Origin of the sequence: Pseudomonas sp. WC1, from assembly GCF_050586565.1 — a bacterium.
Lineage (GTDB): Bacteria > Pseudomonadota > Gammaproteobacteria > Pseudomonadales > Pseudomonadaceae > Aquipseudomonas.
Map to the genome: position 1 here is coordinate 20,916 of NZ_JBOBDQ010000028.1, position 16,577 is coordinate 37,492.

11 protein-coding genes and 2 pseudogenes are annotated in these 16,577 nt (G+C 59.3%); 2 read left to right on the forward strand and 11 right to left on the reverse strand.

Annotated elements, in window-relative coordinates; translation table 11 throughout:
* Positions 1 to 55: 55 nt before the first annotated feature.
* From ACQ4OD_RS14415 to ACQ4OD_RS14425, 3 genes and pseudogenes are all read right to left on the reverse strand, one after another.
* Positions 56 to 1,084, reverse strand: a complete 1,029-nt coding sequence (locus ACQ4OD_RS14415) for a methyl-accepting chemotaxis protein (protein ID WP_371041529.1) — start codon at positions 1,082 to 1,084, stop codon at positions 56 to 58.
* 228 nt (positions 1,085 to 1,312) lie between these two features.
* Positions 1,313 to 1,663: pseudogene (locus ACQ4OD_RS14420) on the reverse strand (PAS domain-containing protein); the annotation flags it as partial.
* Between the two features lie 98 nt (positions 1,664 to 1,761).
* Positions 1,762 to 2,655 (reverse strand): LysR family transcriptional regulator, encoded by an 894-nt coding sequence (locus ACQ4OD_RS14425; RefSeq protein WP_102684298.1) that lies wholly within the window; start codon positions 2,653 to 2,655, stop codon positions 1,762 to 1,764.
* A gap of 224 nt (positions 2,656 to 2,879) precedes the next feature.
* Here ACQ4OD_RS14425 and speB point away from each other — a divergent pair, with 224 nt between their 5' ends.
* Positions 2,880 to 3,830 (forward strand): agmatinase, encoded by a 951-nt coding sequence (gene speB, locus ACQ4OD_RS14430; protein ID WP_046854594.1) that lies wholly within the window; start codon positions 2,880 to 2,882, stop codon positions 3,828 to 3,830.
* Between the two features lie 202 nt (positions 3,831 to 4,032).
* Positions 4,033 to 5,412 carry a sodium:solute symporter gene (locus tag ACQ4OD_RS14435; protein WP_430944480.1) on the forward strand — a complete coding sequence of 460 codons (1,380 nt, stop codon included), beginning with the start codon at positions 4,033 to 4,035 and terminating at the stop codon, positions 5,410 to 5,412.
* A gap of 179 nt (positions 5,413 to 5,591) precedes the next feature.
* Here the strand turns inward: ACQ4OD_RS14435 and ACQ4OD_RS14440 are convergent, their stop codons facing one another.
* The 8 genes and pseudogenes from ACQ4OD_RS14440 to ACQ4OD_RS14475 all read right to left on the reverse strand — a co-directional run bounded on the left by ACQ4OD_RS14440 (position 5,592) and on the right by ACQ4OD_RS14475 (position 16,574).
* A complete protein-coding gene (locus ACQ4OD_RS14440; protein WP_430944481.1) occupies positions 5,592 to 7,967 on the reverse strand; it encodes an ATP-binding protein in 2,376 nt (791 codons plus the stop codon).
* Entirely contained in the window at positions 7,964 to 8,656 is a 693-nt protein-coding gene (locus ACQ4OD_RS14445) for a response regulator (RefSeq protein ID WP_430944482.1), read from the reverse strand. The genes ACQ4OD_RS14440 and ACQ4OD_RS14445 overlap by 4 nt, the downstream gene beginning before the upstream one ends.
* A gap of 129 nt (positions 8,657 to 8,785) precedes the next feature.
* Positions 8,786 to 9,937 (reverse strand): SDR family oxidoreductase, encoded by a 1,152-nt coding sequence (locus ACQ4OD_RS14450; protein ID WP_430944483.1) that lies wholly within the window; start codon positions 9,935 to 9,937, stop codon positions 8,786 to 8,788.
* 40 nt (positions 9,938 to 9,977) lie between these two features.
* Positions 9,978 to 11,420 (reverse strand): YadA family autotransporter adhesin, encoded by a 1,443-nt coding sequence (locus ACQ4OD_RS14455; RefSeq protein WP_430944498.1) that lies wholly within the window; start codon positions 11,418 to 11,420, stop codon positions 9,978 to 9,980.
* 302 nt (positions 11,421 to 11,722) lie between these two features.
* Positions 11,723 to 12,016 (reverse strand): annotated as a pseudogene (locus tag ACQ4OD_RS14460) (hypothetical protein); the annotation flags it as partial.
* Between the two features lie 302 nt (positions 12,017 to 12,318).
* Entirely contained in the window at positions 12,319 to 13,827 is a 1,509-nt protein-coding gene (locus tag ACQ4OD_RS14465; protein WP_430944484.1) for a M81 family metallopeptidase, read from the reverse strand.
* Positions 13,827 to 15,167: an MFS transporter gene (locus tag ACQ4OD_RS14470; RefSeq protein ID WP_430944485.1), complete on the reverse strand. Its 1,341-nt coding sequence runs from the start codon at positions 15,165 to 15,167 to the stop codon at positions 13,827 to 13,829. Before ACQ4OD_RS14470 ends, ACQ4OD_RS14465 begins: the two co-directional genes overlap by 1 nt.
* 96 nt (positions 15,168 to 15,263) lie before the next feature.
* The gene (locus ACQ4OD_RS14475) at positions 15,264 to 16,574 is read right to left on the reverse strand and encodes a D-serine ammonia-lyase (protein WP_430944486.1); all 1,311 of its coding nucleotides are present in this window, start codon (positions 16,572 to 16,574) and stop codon (positions 15,264 to 15,266) included.
* Positions 16,575 to 16,577 lie beyond the last annotated feature (3 nt).

The following is a 16,577-nucleotide window of genomic DNA, read 5'->3' on the forward strand; positions in this document are numbered from 1 at the left end:
AAGCCTTGCACTGTCCCTGTGGGAGCCGGCTTGCCGGCGATGAAGGCAACGGGCATCAGCGGTTGAACCGCTCCGCCAGGCTGTGCAGGTACTCCGCCATGCGCTCCAGGTCCTGGCTGATCTCGGCGCCCTGCTTGGCCTGCCCCGCGCTCTCGTCGCACAAATGAGCGATGCGTACGATCTGCTGGTTGATGTCCTCGGCCACATGGCTCTGCTGCTCGGATGCCGTGGCCATCTGCTGGCTCATGCCGGTGATGCGGCTGATCGCCTGGGCGATGCCCGACAACGCCTCCTGCACCGCCTCGACGCTGTGCACACTGTCGCTGGAGATCTGCTGCCCGCGGCTGGCGCTGGCCACCGCGCGGTCGGCACCGGAACGCAGGGTGGAGATGATGTGGTGGATCTCCTCGGTCGAGGCGCGGGTGCGCTGCGCCAGCGACCGCACCTCGTCGGCCACCACGGCGAAGCCCCGGCCCTGCTCGCCGGCCCGCGCCGCCTCGATGGCAGCATTGAGCGCCAGCAGGTTGGTCTGCTCGGCAATCGAGGTGATCACGTCCACCACGCTGCCAATGGATTGGGTCTGCTCGGCCAGGGCGTTGACCGCCTGGCCGATGTCGCTGACCGCCTCGTTCATGCTGCCCATGGCGCGCAGGCTCTGCTGCGCCAGGTCGCTGCCCTGCTGGGCCAGTTGGTCGGCGTCGCTGGCGGCGTGGGCGGTGGTCTGCACGTTATGGGTCACCTGCTGGATGGTCGCCGCCATCTGCGCGATGGCGGTGGCCGACTGATCGGTCTCGCTGCGCTGGCGGTCGAGCATCTGCGCCTGGGCATCGGACAGCCCGGCGGACTGCGCGGCCCGTGACTTGACCCCGACACCGGCATCCACCAGGCGGGTCAGCGCGGTCTGCAAGCGCGCCTCTTCGCTGATGATGGCCAGGTCGAGCTGGCCCTGCAGGCCGGGGTTGTCACTGTAGGTCAGGGCCACCAGCGGGCTGGTGAAGGCCTTGGGGTGCTCTTCGAGGGTGCGACGGATCGACTGGTTCTGCCGGTGCTCGACCACGTACCAGGCCGCCAGCAGGCTGGCCATCAGCACCCCCAGCGCCGCGTAGGGCGGCAACCACAGGTAGGCGGCGGCCGAGAGCAGGCCCGCGCCGATCAATGGCCAGCCGTGGCCGATCCCGTGTCCCAGGCGCGCCGCCAGGGGTACCGGCGAACGCCCCGCGCGCAGACGGGCATACAGCTGCTCCGCCCGGCGGATCTGCTCTCGACTCGGCACTGAGCGCACCGATTCGTAGCCACTGATGCGGCCGTTCTCGTACACCGCCGTGACGTAGGCGCTGACCCAGTAGAAATCGCCGTTCTTGGCGCGGTTCTTGACCACGCCCATCCAGGGCTTGCCTTGCTTGATGGTGTCCCACATATGCCCGAAGACCGCTGGCGGCATGTCGGGATGACGCACCAGGTTGTGCGGCTGGCCGACCAGTTCGTCGTAGGTGAAGCCGCTGATGGCCACGAATGCGTCGTTGCAATAGGTAATGCGACTGTTCAGGTCGGTGGTGGAGATCAGCCGCTGGTCTTGGGGAAAGGTTCTTTCGTGCTCGGTGACGGGCAAATTCATGCGCATCGTTGGCGATCCCTTGCTTATCCAGATGAGTGGGAAAATCATCAAAGCAAGTAGATATTTAGCAGAAGGCCAGCACGCCAGCGGTCAAGTTTTGTAGGAAATTCGCTCGACCTGACCGAGCGGATTGAACAACGTCTGCTTCAGCCCACGTTGAGCTGGCTTTTGAGCAGGTCGCGGAACGTCTGGATCAACGGTTCCCGGCTGCGGCCACGACGAATGATCAGGGAAAACGGCGCCTGGTAACCGAAGGTGGCCGGCGACAAGACCCGCAGGTCGCCCTTGTCGACCCAGGCCTGGGCATAGTGCTCGGGCAGGTAGCCGATGTAGGCGCCGGAGAGAATCAGAATCAGTTGTGCCTCCATGCTCTCCACGGTAGCGGCGCTGTGCTTGAAGCCATGCCGGGCCAGCTCGGCCTGGCTCCAGTAGCCACGCCCGACCATGCGCTGCTGGGTGACCACCGGTTCGGGGATGCGTCGTTCGGCGAACAGCGGGTGGCGGCTGCTGCAATACAGCCAGTGCTGCTCGCGGTACAACGGCTGGTAGAGCAGCCCGCTCATACGCGAGGAAAACGCGCCGATGGCCAGGTCCAGACGATTGTCCTGCACGCCGAGCTGCAATTCATAGGGACTGGACACCGACAGGTGCAGGTGCACCGCCGGGTGTTCCTGGCTGTAGGCGCCGATGGCCTCGGCCAGCGGCAGGGCGCTGTCGCCAACGGTGGAATCAATCACCCCCAGGTTCAGGGTGCCGCGCAGTTCGCCCTTGAGCGCGGCGGCGTACTGCTCGAAGCCGTCCAGCTCGCCCAGCAGGCGCAGGGTCTCCTGATGGAACAACTCGCCCTTGCTGGTCAGGCTGAAGCCGCCCCGGCCACGGTGACAGAGCACGATCCCGAGGGCGCCTTCAAGCTGGCTCATGTAGGTACTGATCGCCGAGGTCGACAGGTTGAGGTCTCGCTGGGCGTTGGCGAACCCCTGGTGGCGCACCACGCTGGCGAAGATGCGCAGCAGTTTCAGGTCGGGCAGCGATGAGGCCATGGCGCAGGCTCCGCAGGGTGGAAATCGCCAGAGTCTAACCCGGTTGCCGGCCGATAGTTCAGAGAATCCTGAAGTAAGTATTTGTCGGTAGCGATTCTTCCCAGCCACTACCTTGCGCAGACTGCGGCGAAATGTCCCTGCCCGCCAGCATGACCAGATGATCCAGGCGCGCGGCGGCACAGGTTCGAACAAACAGAACAATCGACCGACTGATGAGGCCCACCGTGGACAAGATTCTCCACCAACCACTGGGCGGCAACGAAATGCCGCGTTTCGGCGGCATCGCCACCATGCTTCGCCTGCCCCACCTGCAAAGCGCCGAAGGCCTGGACGCCGCGTTCATCGGCGTGCCGCTGGACATCGGCACCTCGCTGCGTTCCGGCACCCGCTTCGGCCCGCGGCAAATCCGCGCCGAGTCGGTGATGATCCGCCCCTACAACATGGCCACTGGTGCCGCCCCGTTCGACTCGCTGTCGGTGGCCGACATCGGTGACGTGGCGATCAACACCTTCAATCTGCTCGACGCCGTGCGCATCATCGAAGAGGCCTACGACGAGATCGTCGAGCACAATGTCATCCCGCTGACCCTGGGCGGCGACCACACCATCACCCTGCCGATCCTGCGTGCCCTGCACAAGAAGCACGGCAAGATCGGCCTGGTCCACATCGATGCCCACGCCGACGTCAACGACCACATGTTCGGCGAGAAAATCGCCCACGGCACCACCTTCCGCCGCGCCGTGGAAGAGGGGCTGCTCGATTGCGACCGCGTGGTGCAGATCGGCCTGCGCGCCCAGGGCTACACCGCCGACGACTTCAACTGGAGCCGCCGCCAGGGCTTTCGCGTGGTGCAGGCCGAGGAGTGCTGGCACAAGTCGCTGGCGCCGCTGATGGCCGAAGTGCGCGAGAAGGTCGGTGGCGGCCCGGTGTACCTGTCGTTCGACATCGACGGCATCGACCCGGCCTGGGCGCCCGGCACCGGCACCCCGGAGATCGGCGGCTTGACCACCATCCAGGCGATGGAGATCATCCGCGGCTGCCACGGCCTGGACCTGATCGGCTGCGACCTGGTCGAGGTTTCCCCACCCTATGACACCACCGGCAACACCTCGTTGCTGGGCGCCAACCTGCTGTTCGAAATGCTCTGCGTGCTGCCGGGCGTGGTGCGCCGCTGAGATACCCCATCGCTGGCAAGCCGGCTTCCTGTGGGAACTGGCTTGCAGTGATGAAGACGTCACGACACCAGCAGTGAAACACCCCGGCAGGAGCCATTCGGGAGGGCCATAGAGGCCCGCCAACACAAGACAGAACCGCCGGGCGCCTTGCACCGTCCGGACGGCCGATCTCGCCATAATAAAGATAATCGGGAGACCCCCAATGGCCTTGGACATCATCGTTGTACTGATCTATGCCGCCGGCATGCTCGCGCTTGGCTGGTACGGCATGCGGCGCGCGAAGACCCACGAAGACTACCTGGTGGCCGGGCGCAACCTCGGCCCGACCCTGTACATGGGCACCATGGCCACCACCGTGCTCGGCGGCGCCTCCACCGTCGGCACCGTGCGCCTGGGCTATGTGCACGGCATCTCCGGCTTCTGGCTGTGCGCCGCCCTGGGCCTGGGGATCATCGCGCTCAACCTGTTCCTGGCCAAGCCGCTGCTGCGCCTGAAGATCTTCACCGTGACCCAGGTGCTGGAGCGCCGCTACAACCCGATGGCCCGCCAGGCCAGCGCGGCGATCATGCTCGCCTACGCGCTGATGATCGCGGTGACCTCGACCCTGGCCATGGGCACCGTGCTGCAGGTACTGCTCGACGTGCCCTTCTGGATGGCCCTGCTGTTCGGCGGCGGTGTGGTGGTGGTGTACTCGACCATCGGCGGCATGTGGTCGCTGACCCTGACCGACATCGTCCAGTTCGTGATCAAGACCGTGGGCCTGATGTTCATCCTGCTGCCGGTGTGCCTGTACAAGGCCGGTGGCTGGGATGCCCTGGTGGCCAAGCTGCCGGCGGCCAGCTTCAGCTGGACGACCATAGGCTGGGACACCATCATCACCTACTTCCTGATCTACTTCTTCGGCATCCTGATCGGCCAGGACATCTGGCAGCGGGTATTCACCGCCCGTGACGAGAAGGTCTGCCAGCGCGCCGGCACCACCGCCGGTGTCTACTGCGTGCTGTACGGCCTGGCCTGCGCGCTGATCGGCATGGCCGCCCACGTGCTGATGCCGGACCTGGCCAACCCGAACAACGCCTTCGCCGAGATGATCAAGGGCCAGCTGCCCGAGGGCATCCGTGGCCTGCTGATGGCCGCCGCCCTGGCCGCGATGATGTCCACCGCCAGCGCGGGCCTGCTGGCCGCCTCGACCACCCTGACCGAAGACCTGCTGCCGAAACTGCGCGGCGGCAAGCAGTCGAGCCTGGGTATCAACCGCCTGTTCACCCTGTTGACCGGCCTGGTGGTGCTGGGGATCGCCCTGGCGGTGAACGATGTGATCAGCGCCCTGACCCTGGCCTACAACCTGCTGGTGGGCGGCATGCTGATCCCGCTGATGGGTGCGATCTTCTGGAAGCGCGCGACCACCGCCGGCGCCATCGCCAGCATGACGCTGGGCTTCGCCACCGCCTTGTTCTTCATGTTCAAGGACGGCCTGGACGCCAACTCGCCGATCTACTACAGCCTGGCCATCGGCCTGGCGAGCTTCGTGCTGGTCAGCCTGGCGTCACGCAAGCCGGTGGCAACGGTGAACATGGCCTGACACCTGGAACCTCATCGCCGGCGGTGCGGCCCCTTTTCGTACGGGCCGCCTACCGGCGAATGGCCCACAGGCGACCCTTCATCTTATATAACGGATCGATCTAAAAACTCTCGCATCCTGCCCCGGTCACTACCTAAGTGCCCACTTTCGCGGCACACCCTCCCCAACGGCAAAACCGGTTAATGTTTGGACGGTGCCTGCGCACAAATGCTCTGTGCCAAGTTCTCCCTCAACTGCAACAGCCAGGCGTGAGCCTGAACGAAATCCTCCACCAGCAACTGAGCCTGAAGGTCTTTCAGGCACAGGATCAGGCTGGAGTATCCCATCACCGCACAGGCGCCTAGTAACCGATGGGCGATAAAAAGCGCCGTTTCCTTGTCGCGGTGTTCGATGGCACCACCGAGGGCATCGGTATCGACCCACAGCGATTCGATGGCCGCTTCCAGGCTGCTAATGGACAACGATTCCTGCGCCGCTTCGATAAGGGGCATGTCAGCCCAGAGCTGCAGCGTGTCGCGCAGCTTGCCCAGCCTGATCGGCTTGCTCAGTACCCCGTTCATGCCGGCATCGAAACAGGCAATCGTATGTTCGGCATCGTTCTGTGCCGACAACGCGACGATCGGCGTCGGCGCCACCCCCCGCACGATCTCGGTTTGCCGCCAACGCCCCGCTACTTCATAGCCAGTAGTGTCCGGCAGGTGGCAATCGAGCAGGACGATGTCGTAGCGGTTCTGCTCCAGCGCCAGCAGGGCGTCAGCGCCGGTCGCCCTCAGGGTCGACTGGCACCCCAGCACTTCCAATTGGGCTTGCAGCACGATCTGGTTGGCAGGCGTATCCTCCACCAGCAACACGCGAAGCACATGCTCTACCGGGCGTACCTCTATTGCACGTGGGTCCGCTAATGTGTGGGGCGCGCGCCGAGTGCGAGGCCCATGACTCTTGCAAACAAGCTTCACCGTTACCTGCGTGCCATTGCCTGGCTCACTGTCCAGCTGAATCGACCCGCCCATGAGTTCGCATAACTGGCGGCAGATCAACAACCCCAGCCCCGTACCGCCGTAGCGGTGGGTCGCCTGCTCATTGGCTTGCGCGTAGGGTTGGAACAGTTTTTCCAGGTTCTTGGGATCTATACCAACTCCGGTATCGCTAACCTTTATCTGCAACTCGCCAACGCCTGTCGAAGCGGCATCTGCGTTCAGGCCCACACTCACGGTCACCCCGCCCACGGAGGTGAACTTGATTGCATTGCTGATCAGGTTCTGCAGAATCTGCTCCAGGCGCAGCCTGTCCAGCATCAGCAGTTGCTCGATGGGAGAAGCCTGTACAAGTTCCAGGGTCAGCCCTTGCTCGCAGGCCTTGATGGCGAGCCGGTCGATGATAGAGCCCATCAGTTCGACAACATCCGTGGGCACACAGTCGAGTTGCAACCGCCCCGCCTCCAGCTTCGACACATCCAGCACATTGTTGAGCAGGTACAGCAGGTTTTCAGACCCACCTCTGGCCAAGTCCAGCAAGTGACGCGACTCCCGCGACAGCTCATCGTCTCGCCCCAGTAACTCGATGGCTGCAATGATTGCATTCATGGGCGTGCGTATCTCATGGCTCAGCACGGCGATAAACATGCTTTTCTCACTTTCGCTGCGAATGGCCAGCAAGCGTTCCTTTCGGGCATGCCACGCAAAAAAGACGACCAACAACAGGCTGATGACAACCAGCGCAATGACCGTCCCGTAGTAACTTAGCATCACCCTCAAGGTCGGCGCACCGTAGGTGGCATCGTCGAAACTGTGCTCCTCGATCTCATAGGCGTGTTCTGCTGTGATCGCAGCGAGCGCCTTGTCCACAATACCGTGCAATATCATTAGGTCGCGCCTGACGCCCATCCTCAGCTCGACGGAAAGGCTGGCGATGCCACCAGACACCTGCAGCAGCCCGTCGTACTTCCTACGCAGGTAAGGCAGCATCGTCTGCCCTGCACCCAGTGCAACATCGGCACGCCCTTCGATCACTGCGATCAAGGCATCCTCAGGCGTTCGGGCGCCCAGCAGCTTGATCTTGGGGTAACGCGCCCGCAGCTTGGCTTCGTATTCCCCCCCACCCTTGATCGCGACGACCTGCCCTTCCAATTGCTTCACATCGAAGATCATCGGATTGTCTTCACGTGCAAAGATGAAGCTGTTGCCGATGTAGTAGGTGCGGGTCTGCGTAATCAGGTCTGCGAACGCGGGCTGCGCAAAGCCACGCACCAGCGAAAGCACCATGTCTACTTCATGGCGCTGGAGCATGCCAGCCACGGCATTTAAGTCCGCACCGAAAACAGGCTCGAAACGCAGCCCCGTACTTTGCGCAATGACAGTAAGAAACTCGGCGGAAAGCCCCTTGAGCTTACCGTTCTCGAAGTACTCGATCGGCATCCAGTTGCGGTCGGCCGCCACCCTGACAACCGGGTTCATCTGAATCCAGGCGCGCTCTTCTGCAGTCAGTACCAGTTGGGCCAACGCCGGTTCAGCCCAGGTCAACAGAGCGAAAAAGCCGAGCAGTACCAGTACTCTCAAAAGCCCCTCAATTGATGCTTGAGCTTGAACAGCTCGGCATCTGACATCACGCCAAGTTTGCGAAAGGCCGCCCACTTCTGTGTGCTAATGGTTTTTTCGCTGCGTTCAAATTTTTTAGCGATTTCGCGAACGCTCAACCCTTCCAGGAAACAGCGAATGACTTCGCTTTCCTTGGCGGACAGCCGCACACCTTCCAGCCTGACCGAACTGCATTCCGTGGCCTGTACCGAGGGTTGCCTTATCGGGGAATCGACACTCGCTTGTGCCAAGCGGAAGGTCATGTCGGTGTCGAGGTAGGTCTTGCCCCGGCTCGCACTGCGGATTGCAGTGACCACCTGCCCCAGATCCTGGTTCTTGCTGACAAACCCCCGCGCCCCCACCCGCAATACCAGGTTTACAATCGATAACTCATGGTGCGAAGAAAACACCACGATCGCGCAGGTGGGGAACTTGGCCATGAGCCCGCGTATCAGCGAAACCCCATCCACTTCGTCAGGGCCAAGCGAGTAGTCGACCAGCAGCACATCGGCAGGGGCACCGCGCAAACCTGCGATCATCGAGCAGCTGGACGCGTAGCTTCCCACCACGTGGATATCCGCTTCCTCGGCCAGACGCGCGAGCACGCCGCAACGTACCACGGCATGATCGTCCAGCACGGCAACACGAATGGTGGCCAATGAACTGCCCATGTTGACTCCATTGAGAGCAAAGACTACGAGACACCCAGATGATTTAAAAGTCGAGCTGCAAGCTTGGGCCGTGGCCTTTGCACGGGCATTTGGCTCCAGCGCATATGACAGTAACGCGCCATCCCCCTGTCACTTGAAGTCCCATTGCATCTGTTCAGTGATTGGCACCCCCTTGGACGACTCTACGCACACGTCTATGTAGTCGGTAAAGCAGGGGGGCGCCGTGAAACCTTCATCGAGCAGTCGACTGTTGTCGAACACATAACCGAGCGTGGCAAAACGGCTGTACCGGCGTAAAGCGCACAAGATCCTGCGCGCATTACTTGGCCCGAACATTGATTTCAAGCTGCCCGCCAAGGCGTGCAGATCGTCAACCGGCCGTTGCCGGCAGCGTTCGCCTGCCGGCTCAGTGCCACAAGCCAAAGCGAACGCCCGATCGATATCGGCGAAGGCACAGGTACCATCTATACCTGCACAGATGTGATAAAGGTCGTGGGCCAAGTGCGGCCTGATCGCCAAGGCGATCAGCACCTCGGCACAATAGTCGACCGGAATCACATCGAGCTTCTGGTCGCGCTCACAGGTGAAGCACTCCAGCATGAAGGCCATTCGGTATAGCCAGAAAAGGCTTCCCGAGGCCTGACACCCCAATCGGCGGTGCCCTACAACCATTGACGGGCGCGCAGTGAGCAACGGCAGCCCGGGCAACGCCTTGCGCATGCGCCGCTCAACCTCGGCCTTGGCAGCCAGGGAGGGCGCCAACTGCCGCTGAGCATCGGGAAAATGCCAAGATTCGCTGACAGGTGATGCACAGCCAAAGCCGCAGCTCATAGCCGCCCCTACATGCACAAAGCGCTTCAGGCGCAATGAGTTACTCATGACTTCGGCGAAGGCGAAGGTACCCTCAACGTTGACCGGCCACAGGCTTGGGCTCTTTGAAAGCGACGACACAGCAGCACAATGGATAACCCGGTCAACCTTCATCAGCCTAGGCATCGTGCACTTAAGCCACGATCGGTCGAGCAAATCACCACAGATGATCTGAGCTGGACTGAGCGCTCGGCAGCTCCCTCCATCGAGGCCATGCAGGTAAAGGTTGGCAAGCAAGCGCTGCAGCCCTTGCTCAGGGGTGGCGGCACGCACCAGGAAACACAACTGACTGCCGCAGCCCTCGGCAATCAACTGGGCCGCCACCGCACCGCCGATGAAGCCTGTGGCACCGGTGATCAGAAGACATTCCCCAACCGCTAGCCCCCTGTTCGACTTACCGTATACCTGCATGCTCGTCCAACGCTCGCCTTTGAAGAGTGAGTCGAATGCACTACCACTGATAACCGACACCCACCGCCGCGCCAGCATCGTTGCGGGTATTGGTTGTACCCATGAAGTTGCCAGACCAACGACCGCTGTTCGACACGTACGAGACACCGACCGCCAGCGCTGACTCACCGCGGTAGTTACCCATTGCCACCGACGTCATGCTGCTGCCGGCGACCAGGGAGCGCGGTAGGCTGGCCATGGCCATGGCACCGGCGATACCTGCACTAAGGGTGTTGTCCTGCTCCTTCAGGTCATGGTGGATCTGTGCAAAGCGCTGGTCGGTATAGGCGTGCGCCTGCTGGGTGGCCGACGCCGTGGCACCTGCCAACTGCGACACACTCACCGCATCCGTACCCCGAGTGCCCGCAGCCACGTGGGTGATCTGCCTCTCGCTCCCGGCATGTCCCACCGCAACAGTGTTGTTGCGCTCGGCAACGGAGCCCGCGCCCAGCGCAACGCTGTTATCGGCCACGGCCACCGCGCCGCGCCCTACCGCACTGGCTTTGCTGCCCTCGGCGTGGGCCTGGGCGCCCATCGCCACACTGCCCTCACCCACCGCACGGGCACCGCCACCACCGGCCACGGCGTCACTGCCGGAGGCCTGGGGCTTGCTGAGCGTGCTCTTGGCATCAGTCTGGTAGGCTTTGCCGACCCCTTTGCGCAGCTCTGCGACCTCGGCGCCTACTTTGCCCGCTGTGCGCGCCGCATCGGCAGCAACGCCCTCCACTGCCTGGATGGATTCGCGCACGGCGACCACATTCGAATCGGTATGCGCCCTGGCAGCTGCTATGTCATTACCTGTACGCGTGGCGAGTTCACTGAACTGCGCATCCAGTTGGCCAATACGCCCGTTTGAAGAAGACAGCTGGCTGCCATTGACCGCATCTGTACTGTCAGCCGTCAACGCGCCCGCTTGTACATTCGCAAGCCGGGTAGCTTCGCCGCCGGGGTTCAGGGTTAACTGGGCCTTGCTGCCTGGGTTGTCGTACTTGACCGCTGCGTTGGCCGTGTTCTTGATACTTTCCCCCAAGCCATCCACGGCGCCAGCTACACTATTACTGCTGCCAGGTATCGCATGGATATTGCCTGCTGAATCAACCTGCGTAATGCCAAATACTGGCAGCTCAAAGTTTGTGTTACTCGTAGTACTCGGATCAATCTTGACCTTACCCCCTCCGCCAAGTGCGTTAGCAAGATGATCGAATCCAGCGTCAGTTGCGTCCAAACGCGCGTCTATACTAGCCATCAGGAAATTTACGTGCGGCGCCATATAACTTACCCACGTCTTACTAATCTGGAAAAGCTCCTCATCAAATTGGTTAACCATTTTGGTATAGAGGCGCTCTTCTAGCTCTGTTTCTCCTGCCGCGGCAGCTACTTGTGAACTACCGGCAGCAGTCAATAATACAGCAAATACACTTCCAGCCCCGCGCCGCTTAGACACAACGGCCAATGCCTCTAACCTTGACAGCATAACTCACCCTCCCTCTTGACACGAAATCGCCGTAGCCATGCAAGGCCGAACGACGCGCTACGCACCAAAAAATCACTCAGTTGAAATATAGATTCAGCTTGCCGCCTCAAACGCGCCGCAGAGCTAAAACGTGAGTGCAATAATCTAGGTGAAGTCTTGCTAGAGATATCGGAACTTCCCTAAAAATCAATGATTGCTGACTGATAGAGATCATCGCTGTTCTGAGCATGCATTTTCGCCTGGTTTTTCACAGGCCATAGCACGTTCGGACTTTACCTGCCATAAACTGCCACAGAGGTAGCGGTACGACTGCTAGACTCCGTCTGAAAAAGCCGTCGCATACACCGCATGACACAAACCAGCGAGACGATGGCAGCATAACTTTTTGTGAGCTTGTCGACGCGACTGACGATTCGGCGGCTCCCTTTTATCCAGCCGAGCATACGCTCGATGATGCTGCGCTGTTGATATTTGGGGCGAACAAACATCCTCGGCAAGCCAAGCTTAGGTTTGCGTTTAATTGAGCGAAGCGGGATGACCGGCTGTATTCGATATCCGTCGACGTGTACGCTCTGTCCAATCACGGACCTCGACACCACCAGCGATATGTTTCTGCTATTTTTTTGCAACGTGATTTGCGAGCTTGGTCGGGTCATATGTTGAAGCGACGCCAACATCTCCTGGAATCCCCGTAGCCTCCACTTATCCACCTTTCCCGATCACACTTACTGGAAAATCAAAGCGATCGGCTACGCGCAGAAAGCCACTAGTGGCTTTCTGGCGTTAAGCCTGTCAGCGCGCGCCAGTACGTCCTTTGAAAGCTCAGATTTACCCACGCGGGAGACATCAGGCAGGGCATGCAGTTTTCTCAAAACCTATAAGGCCCATCTAGTTCTTGAAGGGGCCAGAATGGGCCTAGCAAGCGGCTACGAGGGAAGCTCGTGATGTTCGCTGTGCTCAATCCTACGCTGTCGACCGTGATAATCTGCTCCGCCATACCGTTGAAGTAGGCTCGGAAATGGTTAGCCCCCTTGATTGCAATGATTTTGTGTCCGCTAACGTCCAAACCATGCAGCGCAAACGGCTCCGTGTCATAGATCTGCTCTGCGCGTGAAGCGACGATGACATCAATTCCCTGGATGATCAGTCGACACATCGCGCCCAGATCGAATTTCACCCCCGCAAACATAGCGCCTGGCCGATTGGCAAAGCGTCCATCGGTAATGGATTTGACGTATGCATCAACTTCGATAGGGCTTCCCTGTAATTCACCCTGTTTACCACCGAGAGAGACACGGATGGTTGCGCCTACACCTGCATGCTGCGCTTGACGGACAACCGCTGCATCATTAATAGCGGCGAAACAGCACTCCCCAGGTGGAGGGTTCGCGTCAAGCAACGCCCTCAAGAGATGCGTGCCATCACCCGGTGTGCCGCCCCCAGGATTATCGGCGTATTCGTTGATCACGATCGGCTTGCCAGCATGCTCAAGCGCCATGGCCACACCCTTTTCAGGGGACGGGTACTCAGGCCTGAACGTTTCTCGGTTGGCCCAGATCCACTCGGCTACTTTATCGACACAACGCTGAGCTAACTGCTCATCACCGTTGGTGGTACAGATCACGGTTGGGCACGGTGCTGCAATGTCGGCATAAGGAAAACCGTGGAACCCTGAACAGTCAACGACTCCTGACTGCTCCATCAAACGCCGACAAAGCTCATTTACCTGAAACGGTATGTATCCCTCTTGTGTAGCGACGATATAGGGAAGCATGGGCAAACGGCGAATGACACTAACCGGCTTAAGCTCATCATCGAGCATGCGCAGGATCAACTCCACTGCCTCGACGCCACGATCACGAAAATCAGTGTGCGGATACAAACGGCATGGTAGGGAAATATCGCAGGTCTCTTGCATCTGTATAGTGACGTTGCCATGCAGGTCATACACCGCAGCGATAGGCACGTTCTGCCCCACAAGGTCACGTACAGCCTGGGCAATGTCCCCTTCGATGTCTTCAACCCCCTCCGCTACCCCTGCGCCATGTAGCGCCAACAACACACCATCAATTGGCAGGACGCGCTGAATCTCGCTCACGATCGCCTGCTTCATTGCGGCATAAGCGTTTGTAGAGATGGTACCCGACGGGGTCGCCTGCCCCAGGTAGCACGGTTCAAGGCATGCGCCAAGCTTGCTGGCACCTTCAATGAAGCCACCAACCTGGTGGTTTGCACCAGCAAATGCCTCAACAATCTCCTGTCCTTGATATTGCTCGAAGCTTTTCAGCTCTGTAGCACCTGTAACGCTGGTGGTGTAGGTATTAGTTTCATGGATGATCCCGGCGACTGCCAATCGGATCGGTGCTTTCTTATTCATCAATCTGCCTCCGCGACAGAATTTGAACGGCCATGATTACTAAACCTTTTATTACTAAGCGTAAGCGAAATAATCGCGCCGATAATCAGGGCAATTGCAACCAGGTAAACAGCAGGAGTAGTGCTCTGATAGGTATCACGGATCCAACCGATCATATAAGGCGAAACGAAGCCACCCAAGTTAGCCAAGCTGTTAATCACACCAATGCAAGCAGCTGCCGTCGCCCCCCCAAGAAACGCGGTAGGCAATGTCCACATTATTGGAGAAAAGCTGATGATCCCTCCTGCAGCAATGGACAGGCAGATCACTGCCAAGACCAAATTCTGCCCTGCAAACGTACTGCCAATAAGCCCAAGTGCACCAACCAGCATCACCCCAGCCAGATGCCAGCGTCGTTCCCCGTGCTTGTCGGAGCTACGCCCTACCAGCACCATGGTAATTATTGCTACAAAATAGGGAATTGCGCTGAGCACTCCGATTTCAGTGGCGCCCGTCGCACCGGCATCACGGATCAAGGTCGGCAGATAGAAGCCCAGTGTGTACAGCGCCATCATGGCTGCAAAGGTCATCAGAATGATGCGGATGATTCGAGTGTCCCGCAGCACCTGCATGAAAGTCATGTGCTCTTTACCCCGATCATCCTGAGCCAAATCATGCTCAATCAGGCTCCTCTCTTCTGCACTGAGCCACTTCGCATCTTGAACCCGGTTCGACAAAATCAACAAAACACCGATGGCCAGCGGCAGAGTTGGCAAAGCCTCAATCACGAACATCCACTGCCAACCAGGATGACCACCCATCATGTGGAAGTGCTCCATGATCCAACCGGACAGAGGACTACCGACCAGACCCGCAACTGGAATACCTGCTTGAAAAATCGCCGTCATTTTTCCCCGTCGATGGTTGGGAAACCAGTAGGTCAGGAACAGAATTACCCCTGGATAGAAACCGGCCTCAGCCACGCCGAGAAGAAATCGGAGGGTGTAAAAATGCCAAGGCTCACTTACGAACGCCATCATTCCGGACAGGATGCCCCAGGTTATCATGATCCGCGCGATCCATATGCGAGCGCCCACCCTGTGCAGAATCAAATTACTCGGAACCTCAAACATAAGATAACCGATAAAAAACAGGCCTGCTCCTAAACCATAAGCGGCTTCGCTAAACTGTAGATCCGCCTGCATGTTTAGCTTTGCAATGCCGATGTTAATTCGATCCAGATAGGCGATCACATAACATAGCATGAGAAACGGGATAAAACGCAACGCCACTTTGCGATAGGTCTTATCCGCAAAGCTTTTAGCGGCTTGATCGCTGATGGCGCATGATGAGTGTTCCATGAGACTGCTCCTTGTAATTTTTGGCATTTTGGCAGTTTAGGGAATTGGCACTGGTCAATCGTTATTACGTACCCGCATCCACCGATGAAATAGTAATCAACGGCTGATGCTTTGAGCGTATTCAATGAAGCGATTAAGCTCCTGACGAGGAACGAGAGAGCCGCCAGTGGCCCAGATCACATGAGTGGCATTTTGTAAATTAAGACTTAAGGCTTCAACATAAGCCTGCCCCTCCACACTTTTGACCAGCCAGCCGGGGCCGTCGATCGCCGCTGCCGAAGAAGGTTCGATCTCTACGCCCATGGCGTCTCTTAGTGACAGCATGTTCAGGTAGAGCTGGTCGTCGGCGACCGTATACACACCAGAAAGCCGATCAACCATCAACGGACAAACGAACTCCGATGCAAGGCCAACAGCCAATCCATCAGCCTCCGTCTGGTTATCCAACCCGATGTCGTACACCGAGACAGGTTCTTCGCAACCCGCCGCCATTTGCACCAGTACACATGGGGAAGCCACAGGTTCGGCGAAGAAGCAATGAACATGATCACCAAATATTAGCTTGAGGCCATAGGCGATTCCCCCTGGTGCACCACCTACGCCACAGGGTAGGTATACGAATAGAGGACTCTGGGCTTCAACCCTTCGGCCGTGCTCGGCTAATTGCTTGGCCAAGTGTTCAGCAGCAGCGGCATAACCGTAGAACAACAACGGCGACCGCTCATCGTCGACGAAATGGCTAAGCGGAGACTGATCTGACTGTGCCCTACCGGCGGCAACCGCTTGGGCGTAATCACCAGCATGCTCGACAACCCTGACGCCACGATTGCGCAGGCGATCTTTCTTCCACTGCTTCGCATCAGCAGACATGTGCACAACAGTGTCGAACCCCAATGCCGCAGCCATCACACCAATACTCAAACCTAGATTTCCGGTGCTTCCGACTGCTACCGCATAGCGCGAGAAAAGCTCACGGGCTTTTTGGCTCGCCATCGCGCTCCGATCATCAGAGTCACGCAGCAAGCCATTCTCCAGTGCTACTTTTTCTGCAAAAGCCAAGACCTCATGAAACCCACCGCGGGCCTTGATGGAGCCCGCTACCGGCAACTGATCATCTCGTTTGATGAACCAATGCCCTGCAGCTGTGTCATCTGCGAACACCGCTTGCTGAAGAGGCCCGGCAGGTTGCAGCTCGGACTCCACCACGCCATTACAAGGCTCAAGCTCAGGAAATAACTTGGCCAACAGGGGGGCACAGCGTGCAAGACGCAGCCGGGCATCCTCGATCTGTTGATCCTCCTGCATGTCGCTCGAGCCTGCCCGGCCAAGGGTTGGGTTGACCCATAGCATAGGCTGCCTTGATCTAAGCTGTTCTAATATACTGCGTTCAATCTTCGAGATAGGCATCGT

What these genes read in the sequence shown, in the direction of transcription:
- ACQ4OD_RS14415 (WP_371041529.1), bottom strand. Translation starts at nt 1,084, where the DNA reads ATGGCCAGCCTGCTGGCGGCCTGGTACGTGGTCGAGCACCGGCAGAAC.
- ACQ4OD_RS14425 (WP_102684298.1), bottom strand. Translation starts at nt 2,655, where the DNA reads ATGGCCTCATCGCTGCCCGACCTGAAACTGCTGCGCATCTTCGCCAGC.
- ACQ4OD_RS14435 (WP_430944480.1), top strand. Translation starts at nt 4,033, where the DNA reads ATGGCCTTGGACATCATCGTTGTACTGATCTATGCCGCCGGCATGCTC.
- ACQ4OD_RS14445 (WP_430944482.1), bottom strand. Translation starts at nt 8,656, where the DNA reads ATGGGCAGTTCATTGGCCACCATTCGTGTTGCCGTGCTGGACGATCAT.
- ACQ4OD_RS14450 (WP_430944483.1), bottom strand. Translation starts at nt 9,937, where the DNA reads ATGCAGGTATACGGTAAGTCGAACAGGGGGCTAGCGGTTGGGGAATGT.
- ACQ4OD_RS14465 (WP_430944484.1), bottom strand. Translation starts at nt 13,827, where the DNA reads ATGAATAAGAAAGCACCGATCCGATTGGCAGTCGCCGGGATCATCCAT.
- ACQ4OD_RS14470 (WP_430944485.1), bottom strand. Translation starts at nt 15,167, where the DNA reads ATGGAACACTCATCATGCGCCATCAGCGATCAAGCCGCTAAAAGCTTT.
- ACQ4OD_RS14475 (WP_430944486.1), bottom strand. Translation starts at nt 16,574, where the DNA reads ATGCCTATCTCGAAGATTGAACGCAGTATATTAGAACAGCTTAGATCA.